Annotated in this window: 16 protein-coding genes, 1 tRNA gene and 1 pseudogene; 16 read left to right on the top strand and 2 right to left on the bottom strand. The window is 71.1% G+C overall.

The window, feature by feature from the left end; all coding sequences use genetic code 11:
• Positions 1–74: 74 nt before the first annotated feature.
• Genes sbnA through ABT340_RS22235 form a run of 6 tightly spaced genes read left to right on the top strand, consistent with a single transcriptional unit; the run spans position 75 to position 9,702 of the window.
• A complete protein-coding gene (gene sbnA / locus ABT340_RS22260) occupies positions 75–1,067 on the top strand; it encodes a 2,3-diaminopropionate biosynthesis protein SbnA (RefSeq protein WP_352012705.1) in 993 nt (330 codons plus the stop codon).
• A gap of 2 nt (positions 1,068–1,069) precedes the next feature.
• Positions 1,070–2,086 carry a 2,3-diaminopropionate biosynthesis protein SbnB gene (gene sbnB / locus ABT340_RS22255; protein WP_352012704.1) on the top strand — a complete coding sequence of 339 codons (1,017 nt, stop codon included), beginning with the start codon at positions 1,070–1,072 and terminating at the stop codon, positions 2,084–2,086.
• 44 nt (positions 2,087–2,130) lie between these two features.
• Positions 2,131–2,304 carry an MbtH family protein gene (locus ABT340_RS22250; RefSeq protein WP_352012703.1) on the top strand — a complete coding sequence of 58 codons (174 nt, stop codon included), beginning with the start codon at positions 2,131–2,133 and terminating at the stop codon, positions 2,302–2,304.
• Positions 2,301–7,130 (top strand): non-ribosomal peptide synthetase, encoded by a 4,830-nt coding sequence (locus ABT340_RS22245; RefSeq protein WP_352012702.1) that lies wholly within the window; start codon positions 2,301–2,303, stop codon positions 7,128–7,130. Before ABT340_RS22250 ends, ABT340_RS22245 begins: the two co-directional genes overlap by 4 nt.
• Positions 7,127–8,044, top strand: coding sequence for an ornithine carbamoyltransferase (locus ABT340_RS22240; protein ID WP_352012701.1), 918 nt, complete (start codon positions 7,127–7,129; stop codon positions 8,042–8,044). The genes ABT340_RS22245 and ABT340_RS22240 overlap by 4 nt, the downstream gene beginning before the upstream one ends.
• Positions 8,041–9,702 carry an acyl-CoA dehydrogenase family protein gene (locus tag ABT340_RS22235; protein ID WP_352012700.1) on the top strand — a complete coding sequence of 554 codons (1,662 nt, stop codon included), beginning with the start codon at positions 8,041–8,043 and terminating at the stop codon, positions 9,700–9,702. Before ABT340_RS22240 ends, ABT340_RS22235 begins: the two co-directional genes overlap by 4 nt.
• Before the next feature lie 326 nt (positions 9,703–10,028).
• Here the strand turns inward: ABT340_RS22235 and ABT340_RS22230 are convergent, their stop codons facing one another.
• Entirely contained in the window at positions 10,029–10,697 is a 669-nt protein-coding gene (locus ABT340_RS22230; protein WP_352012699.1) for a response regulator transcription factor, read from the bottom strand.
• Between the two features lie 242 nt (positions 10,698–10,939).
• Here ABT340_RS22230 and ABT340_RS22225 point away from each other — a divergent pair, with 242 nt between their 5' ends.
• The 7 genes and pseudogenes from ABT340_RS22225 (at position 10,940) to nrfD (ending at position 19,290) form a co-directional block, all read left to right on the top strand.
• Positions 10,940–11,671, top strand: coding sequence for a DUF4097 family beta strand repeat-containing protein (locus ABT340_RS22225; RefSeq protein ID WP_352012698.1), 732 nt, complete (start codon positions 10,940–10,942; stop codon positions 11,669–11,671).
• The gene (locus ABT340_RS22220; RefSeq protein ID WP_352012697.1) at positions 11,661–12,956 is read left to right on the top strand and encodes a sensor histidine kinase; all 1,296 of its coding nucleotides are present in this window, start codon (positions 11,661–11,663) and stop codon (positions 12,954–12,956) included. The genes ABT340_RS22225 and ABT340_RS22220 overlap by 11 nt, the downstream gene beginning before the upstream one ends.
• Positions 12,957–13,079: 123 nt before the next feature.
• Positions 13,080–13,319, top strand: a pseudogene (locus ABT340_RS22215) (AfsR/SARP family transcriptional regulator); the annotation flags it as partial.
• An 18-nt stretch (positions 13,320–13,337) separates the two neighbouring features.
• Positions 13,338–14,981 (top strand): BTAD domain-containing putative transcriptional regulator, encoded by a 1,644-nt coding sequence (locus tag ABT340_RS22210; RefSeq protein ID WP_352012715.1) that lies wholly within the window; start codon positions 13,338–13,340, stop codon positions 14,979–14,981.
• A gap of 63 nt (positions 14,982–15,044) precedes the next feature.
• Positions 15,045–17,174: an MMPL family transporter gene (locus ABT340_RS22205; protein WP_352012696.1), complete on the top strand. Its 2,130-nt coding sequence runs from the start codon at positions 15,045–15,047 to the stop codon at positions 17,172–17,174.
• Between the two features lie 179 nt (positions 17,175–17,353).
• The gene (locus ABT340_RS22200) at positions 17,354–18,301 is read left to right on the top strand and encodes a 4Fe-4S dicluster domain-containing protein (protein WP_502992523.1); all 948 of its coding nucleotides are present in this window, start codon (positions 17,354–17,356) and stop codon (positions 18,299–18,301) included.
• Positions 18,298–19,290, top strand: a complete 993-nt coding sequence (nrfD, locus tag ABT340_RS22195) for an NrfD/PsrC family molybdoenzyme membrane anchor subunit (RefSeq protein ID WP_352012694.1) — start codon at positions 18,298–18,300, stop codon at positions 19,288–19,290. The genes ABT340_RS22200 and nrfD overlap by 4 nt, the downstream gene beginning before the upstream one ends.
• 98 nt (positions 19,291–19,388) lie before the next feature.
• Here nrfD and selD read toward each other — a convergent pair whose 3' ends face one another.
• Positions 19,389–20,426, bottom strand: coding sequence for a selenide, water dikinase SelD (selD, locus tag ABT340_RS22190; RefSeq protein WP_352012693.1), 1,038 nt, complete (start codon positions 20,424–20,426; stop codon positions 19,389–19,391).
• Positions 20,427–20,542: 116 nt separating this feature from the next.
• Here selD and ABT340_RS22185 point away from each other — a divergent pair.
• The 3 genes from ABT340_RS22185 (at position 20,543) to ABT340_RS22175 (ending at position 21,811) form a co-directional block, all read left to right on the top strand.
• Positions 20,543–20,635, top strand: a tRNA-Sec gene (locus tag ABT340_RS22185).
• A 79-nt stretch (positions 20,636–20,714) separates the two neighbouring features.
• A complete protein-coding gene (locus ABT340_RS22180; protein ID WP_352012692.1) occupies positions 20,715–21,311 on the top strand; it encodes a TetR/AcrR family transcriptional regulator in 597 nt (198 codons plus the stop codon).
• Positions 21,308–21,811: a DUF6653 family protein gene (locus tag ABT340_RS22175; RefSeq protein WP_352012691.1), complete on the top strand. Its 504-nt coding sequence runs from the start codon at positions 21,308–21,310 to the stop codon at positions 21,809–21,811. The genes ABT340_RS22180 and ABT340_RS22175 overlap by 4 nt, the downstream gene beginning before the upstream one ends.
• The last annotated feature ends 108 nt before the right edge of the window (positions 21,812–21,919 follow it).

The raw sequence follows: 21,919 nt of genomic DNA, 5'->3' as shown, positions 1-21,919 counted from the left end.
AGCGGCCTCCCGGACGGTTGTGTCCGGCTCTCATGTGGCGGGGCCGGTAAAATTACCTGGATGGAGCAAGCGCTGTGCCGATATCCACCTCGAATGGCATTCTTGCGACTATTGGACAAACGCCGCTCGTTCAACTCGACCGCCTGTTTCCCGAATTCCCCTCCCGGGTGTTCGCCAAGCTGGAGCGTTTCAACCCCGGCGGCAGCATCAAGGACCGCAGTGCGCTGAGCATGTTGTCGGCCGCGATTCGCTCGGGCGAGCTGGAGCCCGGCAGGTCGACGGTGGTTGAGTCCAGTTCCGGCAATCTCGCCGTCGGGATGGCGCAGCTCTGCCGCTACTTCGGATTACGGTTCATCTGCGTCGTCGACGCCAAGACCACTGAGCAGAACATCGCGATACTGAAAGCCTTCCAGGCCAAGGTCGAGGTGGTCGACGCGCCCGACCCGGAAACCGGCGAGTACCTGCCGCGCAGGATCCAGCGGGTGCGCGAACTGGTGGAGAGCATCCCGCACGCCTTCAACCCGGACCAGTACGGCAACCCGCTCAACTCATACGCGCACTACGAGACGATGCGGGAGATCGTGGAGGCCCTCGACGGAGAGGTCGACCACCTGTTCTGCTCCGTCAGCTCGTGCGGCACCCTGATCGGCTGCGCCGACTACGTCGGAGGCCACGGCCTGCCGATCACCATCACCGCGGTGGACGCCGTCGGCAGCATGATCTTCGACGGTCAGCGGCGCGGCCCGCGGCTGCTGCCGGGGCACGGCGCGGCCGTCCGGCCCGGCCTCTACCGCGAGGACGCCGCCGACCGGGTCGTCCACGTGTCCGACCTGGACTGCGTGGTCGGATGCCGCAAGTTGTCGAGCCGCGAGGCGATCCTCGCCGGCGGCTCGTCGGGCGCCACGGTCGCGGCGCTGCACGCGCTCCAGGCGGAGATCCCGCCGGGCTCCACCTGCGTGCTGGTGTTCCCCGACGGGGGCGACCGCTACCTGAACACCATCTACTCCGACGCCTGGGTGCGCAGCACCTTCGGAGAGGTCTCCCATCTGTGGAAGGACGGGGTGTGAACGTGCTGATCATCCGACACGACGAGGTGTGCGACATCCTGCGGGGCGCCGAGACCGCACTGCTGGAGATCGTGCGGGACACCTACCGCAGACACGACGAGGGCGCCACGGTGGTGCCGCACTCGACCTTCCTGCGCTTTCCCGGTGACAGGACCAACCGCATCATCGGCCTGCCGGCCTACGTCGGCGGTGAAAACGGCGAAGACCACGTGGCGGGCATCAAATGGGTGTCGTCCTTCCCCGCCAACCTGGAGGCGGGGCTCCCGCGCGCGAACGCGACGATCATCCTGAACTCGATGGAGACCGGCAGGCCCGAGGCGTTCGTCGAGGCCACGGCGATCTCCGCGACGCGCACGGCGGCCTCCGCCGCGGCGGCGGCGGAGCTGCTCGCCTCCCCACGGCTCGACGGCGTGTCCCTGATCGGCTGCGGCGTGATCAACTTCGAGACGCTGCGCTTCCTCACCGCCGTCTTCCCGGACATCTCCGAGGTGACGCTCTTCGACGCCTCCCCACAGCGCGCGAAGGAGTTCGGCGAGCGGGTCGGGTCGCTGCTGCCGGACGCCGAGGTGACACTCGCCGCACACGTCGGCGAGGCGGTGGCGGCCGCCGACCTGCTGTCCATCGCGACCACCGCGATCGAACCGCACCTGACTCTGGCGGGCATCCGGCCGGGCGCGGTGGTCCTGCACATATCGCTGCGCGACATCGTCCCCGAGACGATCCTGTCGGCGCGCAACGTGGTCGACGACGTCGACCACGCGGTCCGTGAGCGCACCTCGCTGCACCTGGCCGAGCTGAGCGTCGGCGGACGCTCCTTCGTGCACGCCACCCTCGGCGGCCTGCTGCGCGCCACCGCGAGGGTCCCGGAGGACGAGCGGTCCCCGGTGATCTTCTCGCCGTTCGGGCTCGGCGCCCTCGACATCGCGGTCGCCCGCTTCGTCGCGGCGGAGGCCCGCAAGCGCGGGTACGGCGTGACCGTCAAGGACTTCCTGCCGAGGCCGGAGAAAACGGGCCTGTAGTGATTCCGGAATTCGAGATAGGACTGGGACGGGAGAGAGACGACATGAACGACCGATACCTCGTGGTGCTCAACGACGAGGAACAGTATTCGATCTGGTGGGCCGACCGGGACCTGCCCGCCGGATGGCGCGCCGAGGGGACCGAGGGCACCAGGGAGGAATGCCTGGCGCGCATCGAAGAGGTCTGGACCGACATGCGCCCGCTGAGCCTGAGGTGAGCGCGGCGGTGCGGTTCCTCGGCGATCTGGTGTGGCGGCAGGCCGCGGCCACCCCGGACGCGGTCGCGGTCGTCGACGGAGACACCGCGTTCACCTACGCGCAGCTGACCCGCCTGGCCGTCCGTCTGTCCCACCGGCTCCAGGACAGGGGGATCGGCCGCGGCCACATCGTCGGGATCGCCCTGCCCCGCGGCGCCGACTTCATCGTGGCGGTGCTGGCGACGTGGCGCAGCGGGGCGGCCTACCTGCCGATCGACCCCAGCCACCCGCGTGAGCGGCGAGAATGGATCCACCGGGACGCGGCGCCGTCGATCGTGCTGACCCCCGGCCTGTTCGACGCGGAGGCGGAGCCCCCGGAGGCGGAGCCGGCGGCGGTGTCCGGGACGGACGCCGCGTACGTGATCTACACCTCGGGTTCGACAGGACGGCCCAAGGGCGTCGTGGTCACCCACGAGGGCATCGCCAACCGGGTGCTGTGGACGGTCGAGACCCACCGGCTCGGCCCCGGCGACCGGCTGCTGCACAAGACGTCGGTGACGTTCGACGCGGCGGGCTGGGAGATGGTGGGCCCGCTGGTCTCCGGCGGCACCGTCGTCGTCGCGCCGCCGGGCGCGGAAGGCGACCCCGAGGCGATCGTCCGGCTGGCCCGAAGCCACCGGGTCACCGTGCTCCAGGTCGTCCCCTCGCTGCTCAGACGGCTGGTCCGCGAGCCCGGCTGGACGGATCTCGGCGCGCTGCGGCTGCTGTTCTCCGCCGGCGAGCCCCTGCACGCGGAGCTGTGCCGCCGGGTCCGGCTGCCCGGGGTCGAGGTGTGGAACACCTACGGGCCGACGGAGTGCGCGATCGACGTGACGGCGCAGCCCGTCGACCCGGAGCAGACGACGGGCCAGATCCCGATCGGGCGGCCGATCACCGCCATGCGGGTGGTGGTGCTCGACCCATCAGGAGGCCTGGTCCCGATCGGAATGCCCGGCGAACTGCACGTCGGCGGCCCCGGCGTCGCCCGGGGATACCTCGGCCGGCCCGGGCTCACCGCCGAGCGGTTCGTGCCCGACCCGTATGGCCCGGCCGGCGGGCGGCTCTACCGCACCGGAGACCTGGTCCGCTGGGACCAGAGCGGCACCCTGCACTACCTGGGACGGCTCGACGACCAGATCAAGGTCAACGGCGTCAGGATCGAACCGGCCGAGATCGAGGCCGTACTGGAACGGCATCCGGCGGTCAGCGCGGCCGTGGTGACCGCCACCGACAACGCCCTGGTCGCCCATGTCACGACCGAGGAGGAGATCAGCCCGGTACGGCTGCGCCTCTTCGCCCGCGAGAGCCTGCCCGACACCCACGTCCCGACCAGGTTCGTCATGCTCGACGAACTGCCGACGCTGCCCAGCGGCAAGGTGAACCGTGCGGCCCTGACGGTGCCGGCCGCCGAGGAGCGGAAGGAGCCCCGGCCGCCGCGCACCGCGGCCGAGCGGAGGGTCGCGGACGTGTGGGCGGAACTGCTCGACATGGACGGCGGGGACGGCGGGGACGGCGGGGTCGGCGTGGACGGCGGGGTCGGCGTGGACGACGACTTCTTCCAGCTCGGAGGGTCGTCGCTGCTGCTCACCAGGCTCGCCAACCTCCTGGAGATCCCGCTGCCGGAGCTGTACGAGACGTCCACCGTGGCCGGGCAGGCCAAGCTGCTCGACGAACGCGCCGGCGTCGAACCGGTCCGTCCCGCCGAGCGGACGCCGACCATGGAGGTCTCCTTCGGGCAGCGGCGCCTGTGGCTGCTCGACCGCATCCAGCCGGGCAGCCCGGAATGGATCGCCCCGCTGTTCATCCGGCTGCCCGCCGAGGTGGAGGCCGCCACCGTCGCGAGGGCCCTGGAGGAACTCGGCCGACGGCACGAGGTGCTGCGCACCCGCTACGTCGCGCACGACGGCGAACCGCGTCAGGTCGTCGACGAGCACGTCGACGTCGAGCTCAGGATCGCCGACGGCGATCTCGGCACCCTGTTCGCCGAGCAACTCGCGCGCGGCTTCGACCTGGAGACCGGACCGGTCTGGCGGGCGATGCTGGCCAGGGCGGACGGCGAACAGGTGCTCATGATCACTGTTCACCACATCGCCTGCGACGGCTGGTCCTCGGTGCTGCTCGACGCAGAACTCCGCGCGCTGTGCGCCGGGCGCGAACTCCCCGCGACGGGGCTGCGGTACGCCGACTACGCGGCCTGGCAGCGCCGTACGCTGACCGATGACGTGCTCGCCGGGCACCTGGACCACTGGCGCGGCCACCTGGCCGGCGTGCCCGCGCTCGATCTGCCGACCGACCACCCGCGCCCGCCGCACCGCGACCACCGCGGCGCGATGGTCGTGTTCGAGGTTCCGGCGGAACTGGCCGGGGACCTGACCGAGCTGGGCCGGCGGCACGGCACGACCCTGTCGGTCGCCCTGCTCACGGCCTGGGCCGCGCTGCTGTCCAGGTACAGCGGGCAGCGCGACTTCGCCGTCGGCCTGCCCGTCAGCGGGCGGGAACGCCCCGAGTTCGGAGACGTGGTCGGGTTCTTCCTCAACACCCTGGCGCTGCGGATGGACCTGACGGGCAACCCCTCCTTCGAGGAGGCGTTGCGGCGCGTCGGCGAGGTCAGCCGGGCCGGATTCGCGCACCAGGTGGTGCCCTTCGACCGCCTGGTCGAGGAACTGCAGCCGGAGCGCCACCTCTCCCGTACCCCCATCTACCAGGCCGCCTTCGACCTGCACGAGGTCGGCCACACCGACACCGAGCTGCACCAGGACGACGCCGCCCCGCTCGGCGCGGCGTGGCTGATCGCCAAGACCGACCTCAGCCTCCTCGCCCAGCACCGTCCCGACGGCTCGGTGCTCGCTTCGATCGAGTACGCCACCGCCCTGTTCGACAGGCACACCGCGGAACGGATGGCCGAGCGCTTCCTGCGCCTGCTGTCGAGTGTCACGGCCGAACCGGGCGTCCGGCTGTCGGCCGTCGACCTGCGCGAGGAGGAGGAACGACGGCGTCCGGTCCCCACCGCCGAGCCGCTCCCCGTCACCCGGTGCGTCCACGAGGTGTTCGAGGAGATGGCCGGGCGGACGCCCGAGGCCACCGCGGTGGTGTTCGAGGACACCTCGCTGACCTACGCCGAGCTCAACGCCCGCGCCAACCGGCTGGCCCGCCACCTGGCCGGGCGCGGCGCGGGGCCGGAGAAGCTGGTCGGCGTGTGCCTCGAACGAGGCCCCGACCTGCTGCCCACCCTGCTCGCGGTGCTGAAGACCGGGGCCGGGTACCTGCCGCTCGACCCGGGGCAGCCGGCGGACAGGATCGCCTTCATCGTGGCCGACGCGGGAGCCGAGACGGTGGTGACCACGTCGGACCTGGCGGCGAAGGTGACCGGCGACCTCGTGCTGCTCGACGAGATCGACCCGGACGGATCCCCGGCCGACCTCGGCGTCGTCGTACGCCCGGACAACGTGATCTACGTGATCTACACCTCCGGCTCGACCGGCAGGCCCAAGGGCGTGGTGGTGACACACGCCAACGTGCTTCGCCTGTTCACCGCCGCGGGACGCTACCAGGACTTCGGCGCGGACGACGTGTGGACCCTCTTCCACTCCTACGCCTTCGACTTCTCGGTCTGGGAGATGTGGGGCGCGCTGCTGCACGGCGGCCGTCTGGAGGTCGTGCCCCGCGAGACCGTCCGCGATCCGGACCGCTTCCTCACCCTCCTCACCGAACGGGGGGTCACGGTCCTCAGCCAGACCCCGTCGGCGTTCCGGCGGCTCGTGGCGTTCGCGGCGGCGGAGGACCCGCGCGTCGACCGGCTCGCCCTGCGCTCGGTCGTCTTCGGCGGTGAGAAGCTGGAGGTCGGCGAGCTGGGGCCGTGGATCCGCAGGCTCGGCGTCGACCGCCCACGTCTGGTCAACATGTACGGCATCACCGAGACCAGCGTCCACACCACCCACCGGCCGATCGGCACGGCCGACACCGGAAGCCCGATCGGCCTGCCCCTGGACGACCTGCGCGTCCACCTGCTCGACGAGTACGGCGGCGTGGCCCCCGACGGCGTACCCGGGGAGATGTACGTCGGAGGACCCGGCGTGGCCCGCGGGTATCTCGACCGGCCCGCGCTGACCGCCGCCAGGTTCGTTCCCGACCCGTTCGGCCCTCCGGGATCACGCCTGTACCGCAGCGGCGACCTGGCCAGGCGCAACCGCGACGGCGGCCTGGAGTTCCTCGGCCGGGCCGACGAACAGGTGAAGATCCGCGGCTACCGGGTCGAACTCGGCGAGATCCAGGCCGCGCTCCTCGACCAGCCGGGCGTCCGCGACGCCGTGGTGGTGCTGGGCGAGAACACGCTGGTCGGCTACGTCGAACCGGAGGGCGAGGAGATCGATCCGGGCGAGCTGAAGGCCGCGCTGGCCCGCCGCCTGCCCGACTACATGGTGCCGAGCGCGATCGTGCCGCTGGACCGGATCCCGCTGACGGCCAACGGCAAGCTCGACCGCGCGGCGCTGCCCGCGCCGGGTCGCGACGAGATGGGCGCCGCCGAGTTCGTCGCCCCGCGTACGGCGGTCGAGACGTGGATCGCCAAGGTGTGGCAGGACCTTCTGGAGATCGACAAGGTCGGCGTGGGTGACGACTTCTTCGCCCTCGGCGGCAACTCCATCCTGGTACTGCGGATGATCGCCCGGGTCCAGGAGGAGTTCGACGTCGAACTCGGCGCGCGGGAGGTCTTCGAAAACCCCGGCCTGGTGCGGCTCGCCGGGCTGGTGGAGGCCAGGGTGCTCGCGGAGATGTCCGGTTCAGCGAACTTCGAGATGGAGGCACGATGACAGTGCGGCACCTGATCTCGGTCGACGATCTGTCCGACGGCGACATCAGGAAGATCGTGGCCCGGGGCGTCGAGTTCCGCGAGAGGGGCGCCGGAGCGGACCGGCCGCTGGCCGGAAGGATCGCCGGGATCTACTTCGGCAAGACCTCGACGCGGACCAGGACCGCGTTCACCGCCGGCACGCTGCGGCTCGGCGGGCAGGTCATCCCCCTCGGCCCGGGCGACCTGCAGACCAACACGGGAGAGTCGATCGAGGACACCGCGCGGGTGCTGGGCAGGATGCTGGACATCTTCGTCATGCGCACCGCGGGCGATCCCGCCGAGATGCGGACGTTCGCCGAGGAGGACCGCATGGCGGTGATCAACGCGATGAGCGCCACCGAACATCCGACCCAGGCCCTGACCGACATCACCACGCTCCTGTGGCGCTTCGGCGACGTCGAGGGGCTGCGCATCCTGTACGTCGGCGAGGGCAACAACACCGCCTCCGCACTTGCACTGGCGCTGAGCAGGTACCCCTCGGTCCGGCTCGAACTGCGCACTCCGCCGGGCTACGGCCTGGCTGACGACATCCTCGCCCGCGTCGATCCCGAGGTGGTCACCGAACGGCACGACATGGACGACCTGCCCAAGGGGGTGAACGTCGTCTACACCACGCGCTGGCAGACCACGGGCACCACCAAGCCGGACGCGAACTGGCGGGAGATCTTCGCGCCGTTCCAGGTCACCACCGCCCTGTGGGAGGACAGCCCGCAGGCCGTGTTCATGCACGACCTGCCCGCGCACCGGGGCGAGGAGGTCACCCCCGAGGTGATCGACGGCAAGCACAGCATCGCCTTCGACCAGGCGGAGAACAAGCTGCACAGCGCCATGGCCGTACTGGAGTGGTGCCGCGTGGAGGACGGCGGCCGATGACCGCGCAGACGCTGGACGCCGTCCTCGGCGATCCGTGGGACGAGGCCAATCCGCTCGGTTTCGCCGCGGTGCTCGACGCCGACGAGCGGGGGGAACTGCTCGCCCCCGGTGAGGCCGCGCTGGACGACGTCCGGCTCGCCGCGGAGTTCGTGCCGAGGTCGCTGGGCGGCCGGCTGGTCCAGGTGAACGGGCTGGTCCAGCCGATGCGGGCGATCTTCAGGCGTGACCCGACGCTGGGGCTCGGCTACGGCATCACCAGTTTCATCGCCGCCGTTCCCGTCTGGACGGACGGCGACGACGGGCAGCGGCGCTGGCTGGCCGATCTGCTGCTGCGCGGGGAACGCGCGGCGGCGGCGTTCACCGAGCTCGCCCACGGCGCGGACTTCACCAGGGTCGCGCTGCGGGCCGAGCCCCGGCCGGACGGGTTCCTGGTCAACGGCGCGAAACAGCTGATCAACAATATCGGGCGCGCACGCGCGGTCACCCTGTTCGCCCGCACCGACGACCAGCCCGGCAGCCGCAGTCACTCCACGCTGCTGCTGGACATGGCCACCCTGCCGCCCGAGACCGTTCGTGTCCTGCCGCGCTTTCCCATTTCGGGACTCAGGGCGAGCCTGCTCGCCGGCGTGGAGTTCACGGACTGCCCGGTTCCCGCGCCGAGCCTGCTGGGCAGGCTCGGCGCGGGCCTGGAGACCTCGCTGCGCGCCTTCCAGGTGACACGTACGGCACTGCCCGCGATCGTCGTCGGCGTCCTCGACACGCAACTGCGCCTGGTGACCGGCTTCGCCGGTGAACGGGTGCTCTACGGACGGCCGGTGGCCGACATCCCCCAGGTGCGGGACGGCCTGACCGGCGCCTTCGCCGACCTGCTGGTCTGCGACGCCTTCAGCGCCGTCGTCGGCCGGGCCCTGCACCTGCTGCCGGAGCAGACCAGCGTGGCCGCCGCGGCGAGCAAGTACGTGGTGTCCACCCTGATCGAGGCGGCGGCCTACGACCTGTCGGTTCTGCTGGGAGCGCGCTCCTACCTCCGGGAGGGTCCCTACGGGCTGTTCCAGAAGTACCAGCGTGACCTTTCGGTGACCTCCCTCGCGCACGCCAGCGAGGCGGCCTGCCTGTCCACGATCATTCCGCAGCTGCCGCGACTCGCCCGGCGGAGCTGGCTGCGGGCCGAGCCCGCCCCACCGGAGCTGTTCGAGCTCGACGACGAACTGCCCGAGCTCGACTTCGGCCGGCTCGTCGTCGACGCCAGGGGCACGGACTCCCTCAGCGCCGCGCTGGTCCTGGCCGACGCGCCGGAACTGGCGGAGCTGCGGGCGCTCTTCCTCGCCGAGCTCACCGCGCTGCGCGCGAGCTGCGTCGACCTGCCGCCGGGGGAGCGTACGGTGTCGGCGTCGGCGGGCACCTTCGCGCTGGCCGAACGTTACAGCCTGGTGCTCGCCGCCGCCGCGTGCGCCGGAGTGTGGGCCGCCCGACGTGATCCGGTCACCACGGCCTGGCTGGTCGTGGCGCTCGGCCGGCTGGCCGACCGGCTCGGCCTGCCGCACTCGCCGCCGCCCGCGGACGCCGGGCGGGTGCTGTTCGCCGAACTGGTACGCCGGCACGAGCGGTCACTGACGTTCGACCTCTCCGGACATCCGCTTTCCCGGCACGGCGGCTGACGCCGACGTGAGCTGCCCCCTCCGCGGGCAGCTGTGGCCGCAGCCACCGGCTGGCTTCGCACGGAGCAACACGGGGCACCAACCCCGCGCGTCCGCTACTTCGTCGGTACTCGGCGCCCTCGTCATGTTGTCCATCATCTCGATCCCTCCACGCGCTGTCTCTGCGGCCTGTACCACTCTCCTGCCGGTAGCTGGCTGCACTTCTCCCATGGGTCCAAGGGCCCGGTCGACCACCTCCCGGCCGGGCCCGGTGCTTGTGCGGCGGCTGTCACCAGGGACTTCGTCCTCTGCCGTCATTCGGCTGCCGGGCGTCCCGGCGGGGACCGTTACGGGGTTCCGCCGGGTGCCTCCGTCGCCTGCAGGAAGCGCACAACGGCGATCACCCGCCGGTGGTCGGTGTCGGCCGGGGCCAGCCCGAGCTTGGTGAAGACGTTGTTGACGTGCTTCGCTATCGCGCTCTCGCTGACCGTGAGCGCGGCGGCGATCCCGGAGTTGGACCTGCCCTGCGCCATCTGCCCGAGCACCTCCAGCTCGCGTGGCGTCAGTGTCTTCAGCGGGTCGCGGTTGCGGCGGCGCGCGAGCACCTGGGAGACCACCTCGGGGTCGAGGACCGCTCCGCCCTCCGCCACCTGCCGTACGGCCTGCACGAACCCGTTGATGTCGACGATCCGGTCCTTGAGCAGGTAACCGATGCCCGCCATGTCCCCGGACAGCAGGTCGGTGGCGTAGCGCTCCTCCACGACCTGGGACAGCACCAGCAGCGCGAGCCCGGGCCGCTCCCTGCGAAGGGTGAGCGCGGCCCGCAGTCCCTCGGTGGTGTGGGTAGGCGGCATCCGCACATCGATGATCACCAGGTCGGGTGACGACCGTTCGACCGCCTCCATCAGCTGGTGCGCGTCACCGACCGCCGCGACGACCTCGATCCCGCCGGCCTCAAGTATCCGGGTGATGCCCTCCCGCAGCAGTACGGAGTCCTCGGCGATTGCCACGCGCACGGTTTCTCCCCACATCACGCTGCGCCAGCAGTACACGAGCCGACCCACTCTAACGCGCCACGGCCTCCTCCATCAGATCATGATCCGCAAGTTGTCTCTCCCGCACGGGGAAAGTGATCTGTCGCTCCTGTACCGGTCGCAGTACGCTGAGACCCGCATCCGGCATCCAGGCACCGTCCGGCACACAAGGCGTTCGACGCTCGCGTCCTTGCGATGGTCGCGGGCAGGAGGAGTCCGTGCACGTGACTCGTGAACGACGGGGATCGCGCCCGCTCTGGCTGGCCGTCGGCGGGATCGTGTTCGCCTTCACCGTCCTGGCGTGCGTGGTGACCCTGCTGTCCTGGCTCGGCAGGCAGTCGGAGACGCAACGGCAGGAGTATCGCCGGCCGGCCCGGCTGCAGATCGACGTGGCCGACACGCAGGTCGTCCTGCACGCGTCCTACTCCGGCACCGTGGAGGTCGAGCGGTGGCTGGCGTGGTCCTCCGGCAAGCCCGTCGCCGACGAGGTGTGGCAGGGCGACACGCTGCGGCTGAGCCTGGACTGCCCGTCCACGCCGCACCTGCCCGGGTGCTCGACGGCCTACCACATCTGGGTGCCCGCAGACCTCTCCCTGGCGGTGACCACGTCGTCGGGGGAGGTGAGGCTGGAGAACCTGAGCGGCACGATCCGGGTCGACACGGACTCGGGCAACGTGGAGGGCACCGGTCTCGGGGCCGCCGACGTCACCGTGACCGGCGGATCCGGCGATCTGCGACTGGGCTTCACCGGGGTTCCCCGTCACGTCGTGGCGCGGATGTCCTACGGCGACGTCACGATCGGGCTGCCCAGAGGGCGCGCCTACAACGTGCGTGCCACGGCCGTCGAGGGACACAGGAACATCGGGGTCCGCCAGGATCCCGGTGCGCCGACCACGATCGAGGCGAGTACCGCCTATGCCGACGTCACCGTCAGGAACGCCTCCGATGTCCCCTGAGCAGGACCGTGGCGAGAACGCCACCTTCGAGCGCCACGGTCTCGCGCGCCTGTCACGCGCGGTTCTGCGGGCACCTCTGACGGCCAGGACCTGGATGGCGGTACTGCACCTGGCGGCGGGGCTGCCCGTCGGGCTGCTCGGCTTCTTCGTCCTCGGTGTGCTCTGCGTGCTCACCATGAGCCTGTCGCTGTCCATCGTGCTGGCGGTGCTGGCGGTCGTGGCGCAGGCCGCGCTGCTGGCATGCGTCCGCGCCTGCAGCACGATCCAGCGTTCCCGGTTCACCGCGCTGCTCGGGGTGGACATCCCGTTCACGCGGCGGCCCGTCGCCGGAGGCTGGTTCGGCCGGGTGATGAGCGAGGCGCGCAGGGAGTCGACCTGGCGGCAGCTCTGCTACCACCTGATCGCCCCGCTGATCGGCGGTGTCGGTTTCGCCGCGACGGCCGTGACCGCGGCGGCCGCGCTGACCTTCACCACGGCGCCGCTGTGGGCCTGGTTCGCCGAGAGCGGGTTCGGCTGGCACCTCGGCGAACCGCTCACCCTGCTCGGGCTGACGGCGGGAGGGGCGGCCGCGCTCTTCGCCGCGCCCTGGGTCGCCCGCGCGGCCGTCGCCATCGACGTGAGCGCCGCGATGGCGCTGCTGGGCAGCGCGCGGGAGAAGGAACTGGTGGAGAGCAGGGCGGGGCTGCTGGCGGCGATCGAGGCCGAACGCCGCAGGATCGAGCGGGACCTGCACGACGGCACCCAGCAGAGGCTGACCGCGATGGCCGTGAAGCTGGCCATCGCCGGGCAGACACTGACCGACCTTCCCGAACCGGCGCTGCGCGCGATCAACGAGGCGCGGGAGGAGGCCACGCAGGCGCTGGCCGAACTGCGTGACCTCATCCGCGGCCTGCATCCGGCGGTGTTGGACGACCTCGGCCTCAACGCGGCGCTGTCCGGTGTGGTCGGCCGCTCACCCATCCCGGTCGAGCTCACCGTCGACCTGCCCGGCCGGTTACCGCCGCCCATCGAGTCGATCGCGTACTTCGTGGTGTCGGAGGCCCTGACGAACGTGTCCAAGCATTCGGGAGCCGACAGGGTCGAGGTGGCCGTCAACAAGCACGGTGACTGGCTACATGTGCGCATCGCCGACAACGGGCGCGGGGGTGCCGTCGTGGGCACCGGCAGTGGGCTTCGTGGGCTCGGCCAGCGGGTCGCGTCCGCGGACGGGGCGTTCGCCATCGACAGCCCGGCAGGGGCGGGAACGACGATCAAGGTCGATCTGCCGTGCGAGGTTTCTTACTGAACAATAACTATTACTGACTTGCGCGACATGGGCTTGTAATTCATGGCAAACTACCCAAAGTGGGTCGAGATATGGAGGCATGGCACACAAACGGGGTAAACGCTTCGACTGTGGGGGCACAGAATGGCGTTGATCAGTCCTGCTCAAAATCTGCGGTTTCATCTGCTCGGACCGATAGAGGTATGCGATGAATCGGGTCCCGTCAAGCTCAGCGCGTCGAAGATGCGGACGCTCCTGGCCACGCTTTTACTGGCAAGGTCGCGAATAGTCTCAGACTCGCGAATCGCGGCGATGCTGTGGGGAGAGCATCCACCCGCGACCTCGGAGGCGCAGATTCAGATCTATGTGTCAAGGCTCCGTCAGAAGCTTGGCATTCAGATTATGCGCCAGCGGCCTGGATACATTCTTGAGGCCGACCCCGCCCGGGTCGACCTGATGGAGTTCGAGCGACTGGCCAAAGAAGGCAGAAGGCTTCTCGACGTCGGCGTGCCGCACGAGGCGGCCGCCGCCCTGACCCGGGCACTCGCCCTCTGGCGGGGCCCCGCGCTGGCCGGTGCGACCGACCTCCTGACCAACGCGGAACGCCCACAGCTCGAAGAGGCCAGGCTCGCCACACTGGAGGACCGGATCGACGCCGATCTGGCCGCCGGCAGGCACGCCGAGCTGAGCTCCGAGCTGACCGGTCTCGTCGCGCTCAACCCGTGGCGGGAGCGCCTGCGCGGCCAGCTCATGCTCGCCCTGTACCGGAGCGGCCGACAGGCCGAGGCGATGACCTCCTACCAGGAGCTCCGGCGGCTGCTCGCCGACGACCTGTCCATCGACCCCAGCAATGACCTGCAGGAACTGTTCATGCGGGTGCTGGCCGCCGACCCCGCCCTCAACCCGCCGCCCGCCGCAGACGAGGCCTCCGCACGCCCGGCCGTCGTCACCGCGGTGCGTCCCGCCCAGCTGCCGCCGGACGTCGCGGACTTCACGGGCCGTTCCCACGAGATCACCTACTTGTCCACGATCCTGCAGCGGTGCGGGTCGAACTCGTCGATCACCGGATGCGTCATCAGCGGGATGGCCGGGGTCGGCAAGACCGCGCTCGCCGTACACGTCGCGCACCTGTGCCAGGACAGCTATCCGGACGGCCAGCTCTACGTCGACCTGCGCGGACTCTCCTCGCCCGCGGTCACTCCGTTCGACGCGCTCGGCGGCATGCTCCAGTCCCTCGGCGTGGACGGCGCCGCGATCCCGCCGAACCTCGACGAACGGGTGAAGCTCTACCGCAGCAGGCTGATCCGCCAGCGGGTGCTCGTGGTGCTGGACAACGCCTTCAGTGAGGAACAGGTCCGTCCGCTGCTGCCCACCGGCCGTGGGTGCGGGGTCCTGGTGACGGGACGGGCGCGGCTGGCGGCCCTTGAGGGTGTGCCGCTGCTCGACCTGGTCGTGCTGGACCCCTGCGAGGCGATGACCATGCTCGGCCGCATCGTCGGCGAGGACCGCATGAGGTCCGAGCTGGAGAAGGCCGGCCGGATCGTCGAGCTGTGCGGTTACCTGCCGCTGAGCATCAGGATCGCCGGTGCCCGGCTGGCGACCAAACCCCACTGGAAGCTGGCCCAGCTGGCCAGGCTGCTCGACGTCCAGCATCGCCGCCTGGACGAGCTGCGGATAGCCGACACGAACGTCAGGGCCAGCCTGCTCCAGAGTTACCAGGGCCTCTCCTCTCCGGTCAGACGCGCCTTCCACCTCCTGGCGCTGCCCGACGTGTCGCACTTCGCGCTGTGGACGGCCGCGGTCGTCCTCGACGCGAAGGTGGCCGAGGCACGGAGCCTGGTCGAGCAGCTGGTCGACGCCAGGCTGCTCGACAGCGTCCCGACCTCCGGGGAGATGTCGGCCCAGTACCACTTCCACGACCTGGTCCGCGCGTTCGCCCTGGAGCGCGCCGCGATGGAGGAACCCCCGCGTGAGCGGCGCGCCGCGCTCACCCGGGTCACGGGTGTGTCCCCCTGGCCGAACTGGGTCGGAGTTCCCTGTACCTAATGCCACCAAAAGTCGGGCACTGCCTTCCGTGACCGGGCACTCGTCTGTTGCGAGCCTGGTCACATGATTGCTCGGCTAGGAAGTTTCTGTTTCCGGTTCCGCTGGTGGACGCTGGTCCTCTGGCTGCTCGTCGTGGGTGTGGGTTTCGGCTCGGTGGGGCCGCTGTTCGCTTCCCTGGCGGCGAACCGGGCACCGCAGGGCACCGAGTCCGATGTGGCGCTTCAGACACTGGCCGACGGACGGGACCGGGGCGGTCAGCTCGTGGCACTGCTGGACGGCGTCGACCCCGGCACCTCACGGGCCGGGGAGGCCGTTCGGCGGGCCTCCGACGACATCCGCGGCCTCGCCGGTGTCAGGGAGGTGGGAAAGCCGCTCATCGCCCCCGACGGCCGTGGCATGGCCATCACCGTCACCCTGGAGAAGATGGACTACCAGCGGGGCGACCCCCTGATGGACAAGGCGGCCGAACGCCTGCGGGCCATGACGAAGGAGCTGCCGGGGGCGAAGGTCGGCATCGGTGGCCAGGACATGATCGACAGGGGCACCGACGAGACCTCCCAGGCCGATCTGAACTGGGCCGAGATGCTGGCGTTGCCGCTCACGCTGGTGGTGCTGGTCTTCGTGTTCGGCGGCGTCGCCGCGGCGATGCTGCCCGTGCTCGGCGCGGTGGTCACCATCTTCGGGGCGTTCGCCGGTGTGCTGGCCTTCACCTCCTTCATCGCGATGGACACCACCGTCATCAGCGTGGTCACGCTGATGGGCCTCGGCCTGTCCATCGACTACGGCCTGCTGCTGGTGGCCAGGTACCGGCAGGAACTGGCCGACGGTCACGTGCCGGCCGAGGCGGTCAGACGGACCTGGGCCACGGCAGGCCGGACCATCGTCTTCAGCGGCCTGACGGTCGTCGCCACCCTGAGCGGTCTGCTGGTCTTCGACGTTCCCCGGCTCCAGACCCTCAGCGTCGCGGGCCTGACCTCCACCCTGATCGCGCTGCTGGCCGCGCTGACGCTGACGGGCGCGCTGCTCGGCCTCCTCGGCAGGCGGATCAAGCCGGCGAAGGCCAAGCCCGCTGACGGCGCCGAGCGAGGACCCTTCGCCAGACTCGGCCACTTCACACAGCGCAGGCCCGCCCTGGTCATCCTGGGTGCCCTGACGGTCCTGCTGGCCGCCGCCGCCCCCCTGCTCACCGTCAGGGTGGCCCAGCCCAACCTGGCCGGTCTGCCCCGCAGCGTGGAGGCGGTGCGGGTCGCCGACGAGCTGGCCGACCGCTACAGGCAGAGCGTGAACCCGTCGGTCATGGTGGTCTCCCGCGCCGACAAGGCGACCCTCACCGAGTGGGCGGCCAAGTGGCGCGGGGATCCCGCCGTGTCCGCCGTCCGGCCGGTCGTGACGGAGGGGCCGGGACTGACTTCCGTGGTCGTCGACACGCGCGCGGACTCGCAGAGCGAGGCGGCGCAGGACCTGGTACGGCGGATCCGCGCGGACCGGCCGCCGGGGGCCGAGTCGTGGGTCGCGGGCGAGGCCGCCGTACTGATCGACCTGGTCCGCGAGACCCTCGACGACCTGCCGCAGGCCGTCCTCATCCTGGTCGGGTCGGTGCTCCTGCTGCTGTTCCTGATGACCGGATCGCTGCTGATCCCCCTGAGCGCGCTGGTGATGACCCTGTTGTCGCTGGCGGCCACCTTCGGGGTGATGACCCTGCTGTTCCAGCACGGCGTGCTGGCCGATCCGCTGAACACGCTGACCCTGCCGGGACTGAGCCCGTACGTGTTCCTCGTGGTCTTCGTCTTCGCGTTCGCCTTCTCCACGGACTACGAGGTGTTCCTGCTGGGCCGGATCAAGGAGAACGTCGACGACGGCCTGGACAACGACACCGCGGTACGGCGCGGCCTGCAGGTCAACGGCCGCGTCATCACCTGCGCCGCGCTGCTGATGCTGATCGTGTTCGCCAGCTTCGGCACCGCCGAGCTCAGCGACATCGAGCAGCTGGGAATCGGCCTGTTCGTCGCGGTGCTCATCGACGCCACCGTGGTCCGATGCCTGCTCGTGCCGGCGGTGATGACCCTGTTCGGCTCGGCCAACTGGTGGGCTCCCCGCCCGCTGCGCCGGTTCCACGCCCGTTTCGGCCTGCGCGAGACCGAGGCCCTCGCCCCGAGGCCCGAGGATCTTCACCGGTCGCCGGTCCGGAGGTGAGGACACGCCACCGTGCGCCGGCATCCCGGCGCGGTCGCCGGCGCACGGTGGCGTGACAAGGATCCGGGTCCGAGTCCGTCACGACGTTCGTTGAGAGGTTTGTCCTGCTCCGACCCGGGCAAGCCGCTCAGAGAGCCTCGGCGTTCTCCCAGGTCAGGGCAGAAACTTGGATACTCATCATTCGAGGACTTCCCGTGACGGACGTGACACCACATAGGACCGGCTTCTTCACCGACACGAGCATCTGTATCGGCTGCAAGGCCTGTGAGGTGGCCTGCAAGGAGTGGAACGACGTGCCCGACGACGGGTTCGTCTTCAGGGCGACCTCCTACGACAACACCGGCAGCCTGGGCGCCGACACCTGGCGTCATGTGGCGTTCATCGAACGTCCTCGCCCGGCCTCTGAGGACGGTGACGGCGACGGTGACGGTGACGGCCTTGAGGGCTGGCTGATGTCGTCCGACGTGTGCAAGCACTGCACGCACGCCGCCTGCCTGGACGTCTGCCCGACCGGGGCGCTGTTCCGCACCGAGTTCGAGACGGTCGTCGTGCAGGCGGACGTGTGCAACGGCTGCGGCTACTGCGTGCCCGCCTGCCCGTACGGTGTGATCGCCCGGCGCGAACCCGACGGCAGGGCCTTCAAGTGCACGATGTGCTACGACCGCCAGCTCGGCGGCCTGGAACCCGCCTGCGCCAAGGCCTGCCCGACCGACTCCATCCAGTTCGGGCCGCTCGACGAGCTACGGGCCAGGGCCGAGGAACGCGTGAGGAGCCTGCACGAGCAGGGCAGGACGGAGGCCCGCCTGTACGGTGCCAGCCCCGACGACGGTGTCGGCGGTGACGGCGCCTTCTTCCTGCTGCTCGACGAGCCCGAGGTGTACGGCCTGCCACCGGACCCGGTGGTCACGACGAGGGACCTTCCGCAGATGTGGCGGTGGGCGGCGGGCGCCGCGCTTTCCCTCACCGGCGTCGTCGCCCTGTCCTTCCTGGGCGCCCGCGCAGGCCGGGGCCTCCAGGGCCGGGGCCTCCAGGGCCGGGGCCCCTCGGGCCGAGGGCTCCTGAGCCGGGGCCTCCCGGGCCGGAGTCTCCTGGCGTGGGGCCCCCTGGAGCGGGGGAGGAGCAGGTGAGGCGCGGGGAGGAGCCGATGGTGCCCGAGGCCGGGTTCCGGTCCTACTACGGGCAGCCCATCATCAAAGCCCCCGTCTGGCACGAACCGCACATGCCGGTCTACCTGTACCTCGGCGGCCTGTCCGGCGCCGCCGCCACGATGGCCGCCGTCGCCGGGCTCGCGGGAACCCCCCGGCTCGCCCTCACCGCCAGGGTGACCGCCGCGCTCGGCGCCGCCGCGGGCGCCGGGTTCCTGGTCGCCGAGCTGGGCAGGCCGGAGCGCTTCCTCAACATGCTGCGCGTGTTCAAGCCGACCTCCCCGATGAGCATGGGCTCGTGGATCCTGGCCGCGCACAGCGGGGCGACCGGGCTGGCCGCCGCCTCGGCACTGGCCCCCCTGCTGCCCGCCCGGCGGACCCCCGCCTTTCTGCGCGCCCCCGCCGTCGCGGCCGTACTGCCCGTCGCGGGCGACGCCTCCGCCGCCGCCGCGGTGATCACCGGCCCGCTGATGGCGACCTACACCGCCGTCCTGCTCGCCGACACCGCCGTACCCGCCTGGCACGAGGCGCGTAGGGAACTGCCGTTCCTGTTCGCCGGGAGCGCGCTGGCCAGCGCGGGAGCCGCGGGCATGCTGACCACTCCGAGGGCGGCCGCGGCCCCGGCCAGGGCCATGGGCGCACTCGGGGCCGCCGTCGAGACGGCCGCGGGCGCGCTGATGGAGCGGCGGCTCGGGCTGGTCGGCGAGCCGTACCGGACGGGGGAGGCGGGGCGCAGGATGCGCGTGGCCCGCGCCCTGACGGTCGGCGGCGGGCTGCTGGCCGTCGTGGCGGGACGCAGCCGTGTCCTGACCGCGCTGTCCGGCGCCGCCCTCACCGCGGGCGCGCTGTACACCCGTTTCGGCCTGCTCGCGGCGGGCCGGGCCTCGGCCGCCGACCCCAGGTACACCGTCGTCCCCCAGCGCCTGCGCCTGGAGGCGGGCCAGGCGGCCTCGGTCCCCGCCGGTTCCTGAGCCCGTTCGGATCCGTGGGGTCGAAGCCGGGCGGGTCCTCTGATTCCCTGAGACCTGCACGCCTTCGGGTGCCGGGAGACCCGGAACCGTCCGCGTGCTCAGCGCAGCCGTACGGCCACGCCGTCGAAGACCGTCAGCTCACCCACGACCGGCGCGCCCGGCACCTCCCCGGCGACGAGCAGGCCGCCGGAGGTCTGGGCGTCGGCCAGCAGCAGCACGTCCTCCTCGTCCAGGCCTCCGGGGTCCAGGTGCGGTTCCACCCACGCCAGGTTGCGGCGGGTGCCACCGCTGACGTAACCGTCCTGCACCGCCTGACGCGCCCCCTCCAGGTACGGCACCGCCGCCGCGTCGATCACGGCCGTCACACCGCTCGCCCTGGCCAGCTTGTACAGGTGCCCCAGCAGGCCGAAGCCGGTCACGTCGGTCGCGCACTCGACGCCCGCGGCGAGCGCCGCCCGTGAGGCGTCCCGGTTGAGCGTCGTCATCGCCGCGACGGCCTGCGGGAAGACCTCACCGGTCGCCTTGTGCCTGCTGTTGAGCACGCCGACCCCGAGCGGTTTGGTCAGCGACAGCGGCAGGCCCGGCCGTCCGGCGTCGATGCGCAGCAGCCGCGCGGGGTCGGCCAGGCCGGTGACGGCCATGCCGTACTTGGGCTCCGGGTCGTCCACGCTGTGGCCGCCCGCCACGTGGCAGCCCGCCGCCCGTGCCACGTCCAGGCCGCCGCGCAGGACCTCCTTGGCCAGGTCCATCGGCAGCACGTCCCTGGGCCAGCACAGCAGGTTGACGGCCACCAGCGGGTCTCCGCCGACCGCGTAGACGTCCGACAGGGCGTTGGTCGCGGCGATCCGCCCCCAGTCGTAGGGGTCGTCGACCACGGGGGTGAAGAAGTCGGCGGTCGCCACGACCGCCCGGCCGCCCTCGACGCGGACCACGGCGGCGTCGTCGCCGTCGTCGAGCCCGATGAGCAGGTCGTCCGGCCGGTCGCCGGACAGCAGCCCGGCGACCACGGCTTCAAGCTCGCCTGGCGGGATCTTGCAGGCGCAGCCGCCTCCGTGGGCGTACCCCGTAAGCCGGGGCCTGCCCGTGTCCGATGTCTCCGCTCCCGTTTCCGGGAGGATGCCGGGTCCCGCTGCCATCTACGTCTCCTCCGGTCGGCCGCCGACGGTCGCGAGGGGACACCGTGAACCTTCATGACCCTTCGTGTCCGCTCGCCTCCCGGCGGTCCTACCCGTCCGCGGGTATGTTCTCCCTTGGAGGCGTCTGGGTGCCTGGTGGACCCCCCGGTCTTCAAAACCGGTGAGGCCGAGGTTCTCGGCCTGGCGGGTTCGATTCCCGTCCGCCTCCGCTCCTCCGTCCCGGCCCCGTCTGGCCGCTCGTACCTTTTGCGCGTACGCTATGACCAAATGACCGAAGGAGTCATAGCTTTGGCAATCGCGTTCACCACCGAGGAGAAGGCGCGCATCACCCGCGTGCTGCTCGACGCCGGTGAGGAGCTGTTCACCACGCAAGGCCTGAAGAAGACCTCGCTGGAGGAGCTCGTCGCCCCGGCGGGCATCGCCAAGGGCAGTTTCTACTCCTTCTTCGACTCCAAGGAGTCGCTGTACCTGGAGATCATGCTCCGTCGCGCCCCGACGGTGGCCGCCCACATCTCGGCGGCCCTCGACGACCCGCCGGGAGAGGAGAGCCTGGTCGCCGTCATGCGCGCCATCACCGGCGTGCTCACCGGAGACCCCCTCTACCGGCGGCTCCTCACCCGGCCGGACGAACTGGAGACGGTGACCCGGCGTGTCGGCCCCGAGCAGATCGCCCGCGTCGCCCCACAGGTCGTCACGCCGCTGCTCGACTACCTGGCCGCGGGACAGCGCTCGGGTGTCGTGGTCGCGGACATTCCGCCGGAGACGCTCGTCGGAGTGATCCGCGGCGTCGGTCTCATCGTTCTCAACCGCGACCGGTTCGGCCCCGCCTACGAGGCGGTGCTCGAAGCCACCATCAGGACTCTGGCAAGGGGAATGCTGACATGAGCGTTCTGGACAAATACGCGAACATGGCCGGAATGACCGACGAGGCGTGGAAGCGTCACGCCAATCCGTGGAGCGTCTGGACCCGGTTCGCCGCCATGCCGCTGGCGATCACGGCGATCTGGAGCCGTACCTGGATCGGCTGGTGGTCGCTGGCGCCGCTGGCGCTGGTCGTCCTGTGGCTGTGGGCCAACCCGCACGCCTTCCCGCCGATCACCAGGCCGACCGCCTGGTCCTCCATGGGCATCTACGGCGAACGCCTGTGGATGCGGGACCGCTCCCGCACGCCCTCCGGGTTCGCGGTCGCCCAGCGGGTCTGGACCGTCGGCGGCCTCGCCGGACTCGCCCTGCTGGTGTGGGGGCTGATCGCCCTGGAGATCTGGCCGACCGTGTTCGGCCTGGCCCTCATCGTGTACGGCCAGCTCTGGCGCATCGACCGGCTGGGCGTCCTCTACAACCAGACGCGCCCCTCCGAGGCGGGCGAGGCCACGGGAACCGCGTAACCGACGTTCGCCGGGAGATCGGACGGTCAACGGGCCGATCTCCCGGCGGCGGACCGGTTTGGCGCCGGTCGTGAGTTCTGGCGTGGCCGGGTCTACCGAGCCGGGGGC

This window comes from Streptosporangium sp. NPDC000239 (assembly GCF_040300765.1).
Taxonomy (GTDB): domain Bacteria; phylum Actinomycetota; class Actinomycetes; order Streptosporangiales; family Streptosporangiaceae; genus Streptosporangium.
The sequence above is the reverse complement of the archived record's forward strand: the minus strand, read 5'-3'. Positions and strand labels throughout refer to the sequence as shown.

Bases quoted from the DNA above. Each gene is read 5' to 3' on its own strand.
- ABT340_RS22250 (WP_352012703.1), top strand. From the start codon at position 2,131: ATGAACGACCGATACCTCGTGGTGCTCAACGACGAGGAACAGTATTCG.
- ABT340_RS22240 (WP_352012701.1), top strand. From the start codon at position 7,127: ATGACAGTGCGGCACCTGATCTCGGTCGACGATCTGTCCGACGGCGAC.
- ABT340_RS22235 (WP_352012700.1), top strand. From the start codon at position 8,041: ATGACCGCGCAGACGCTGGACGCCGTCCTCGGCGATCCGTGGGACGAG.
- ABT340_RS22220 (WP_352012697.1), top strand. From the start codon at position 11,661: ATGTCCCCTGAGCAGGACCGTGGCGAGAACGCCACCTTCGAGCGCCAC.
- ABT340_RS22210 (WP_352012715.1), top strand. From the start codon at position 13,338: ATGCGCCAGCGGCCTGGATACATTCTTGAGGCCGACCCCGCCCGGGTC.
- ABT340_RS22205 (WP_352012696.1), top strand. From the start codon at position 15,045: ATGATTGCTCGGCTAGGAAGTTTCTGTTTCCGGTTCCGCTGGTGGACG.
- selD (WP_352012693.1), bottom strand. From the start codon at position 20,426: ATGGCAGCGGGACCCGGCATCCTCCCGGAAACGGGAGCGGAGACATCG.
- ABT340_RS22175 (WP_352012691.1), top strand. From the start codon at position 21,308: ATGAGCGTTCTGGACAAATACGCGAACATGGCCGGAATGACCGACGAG.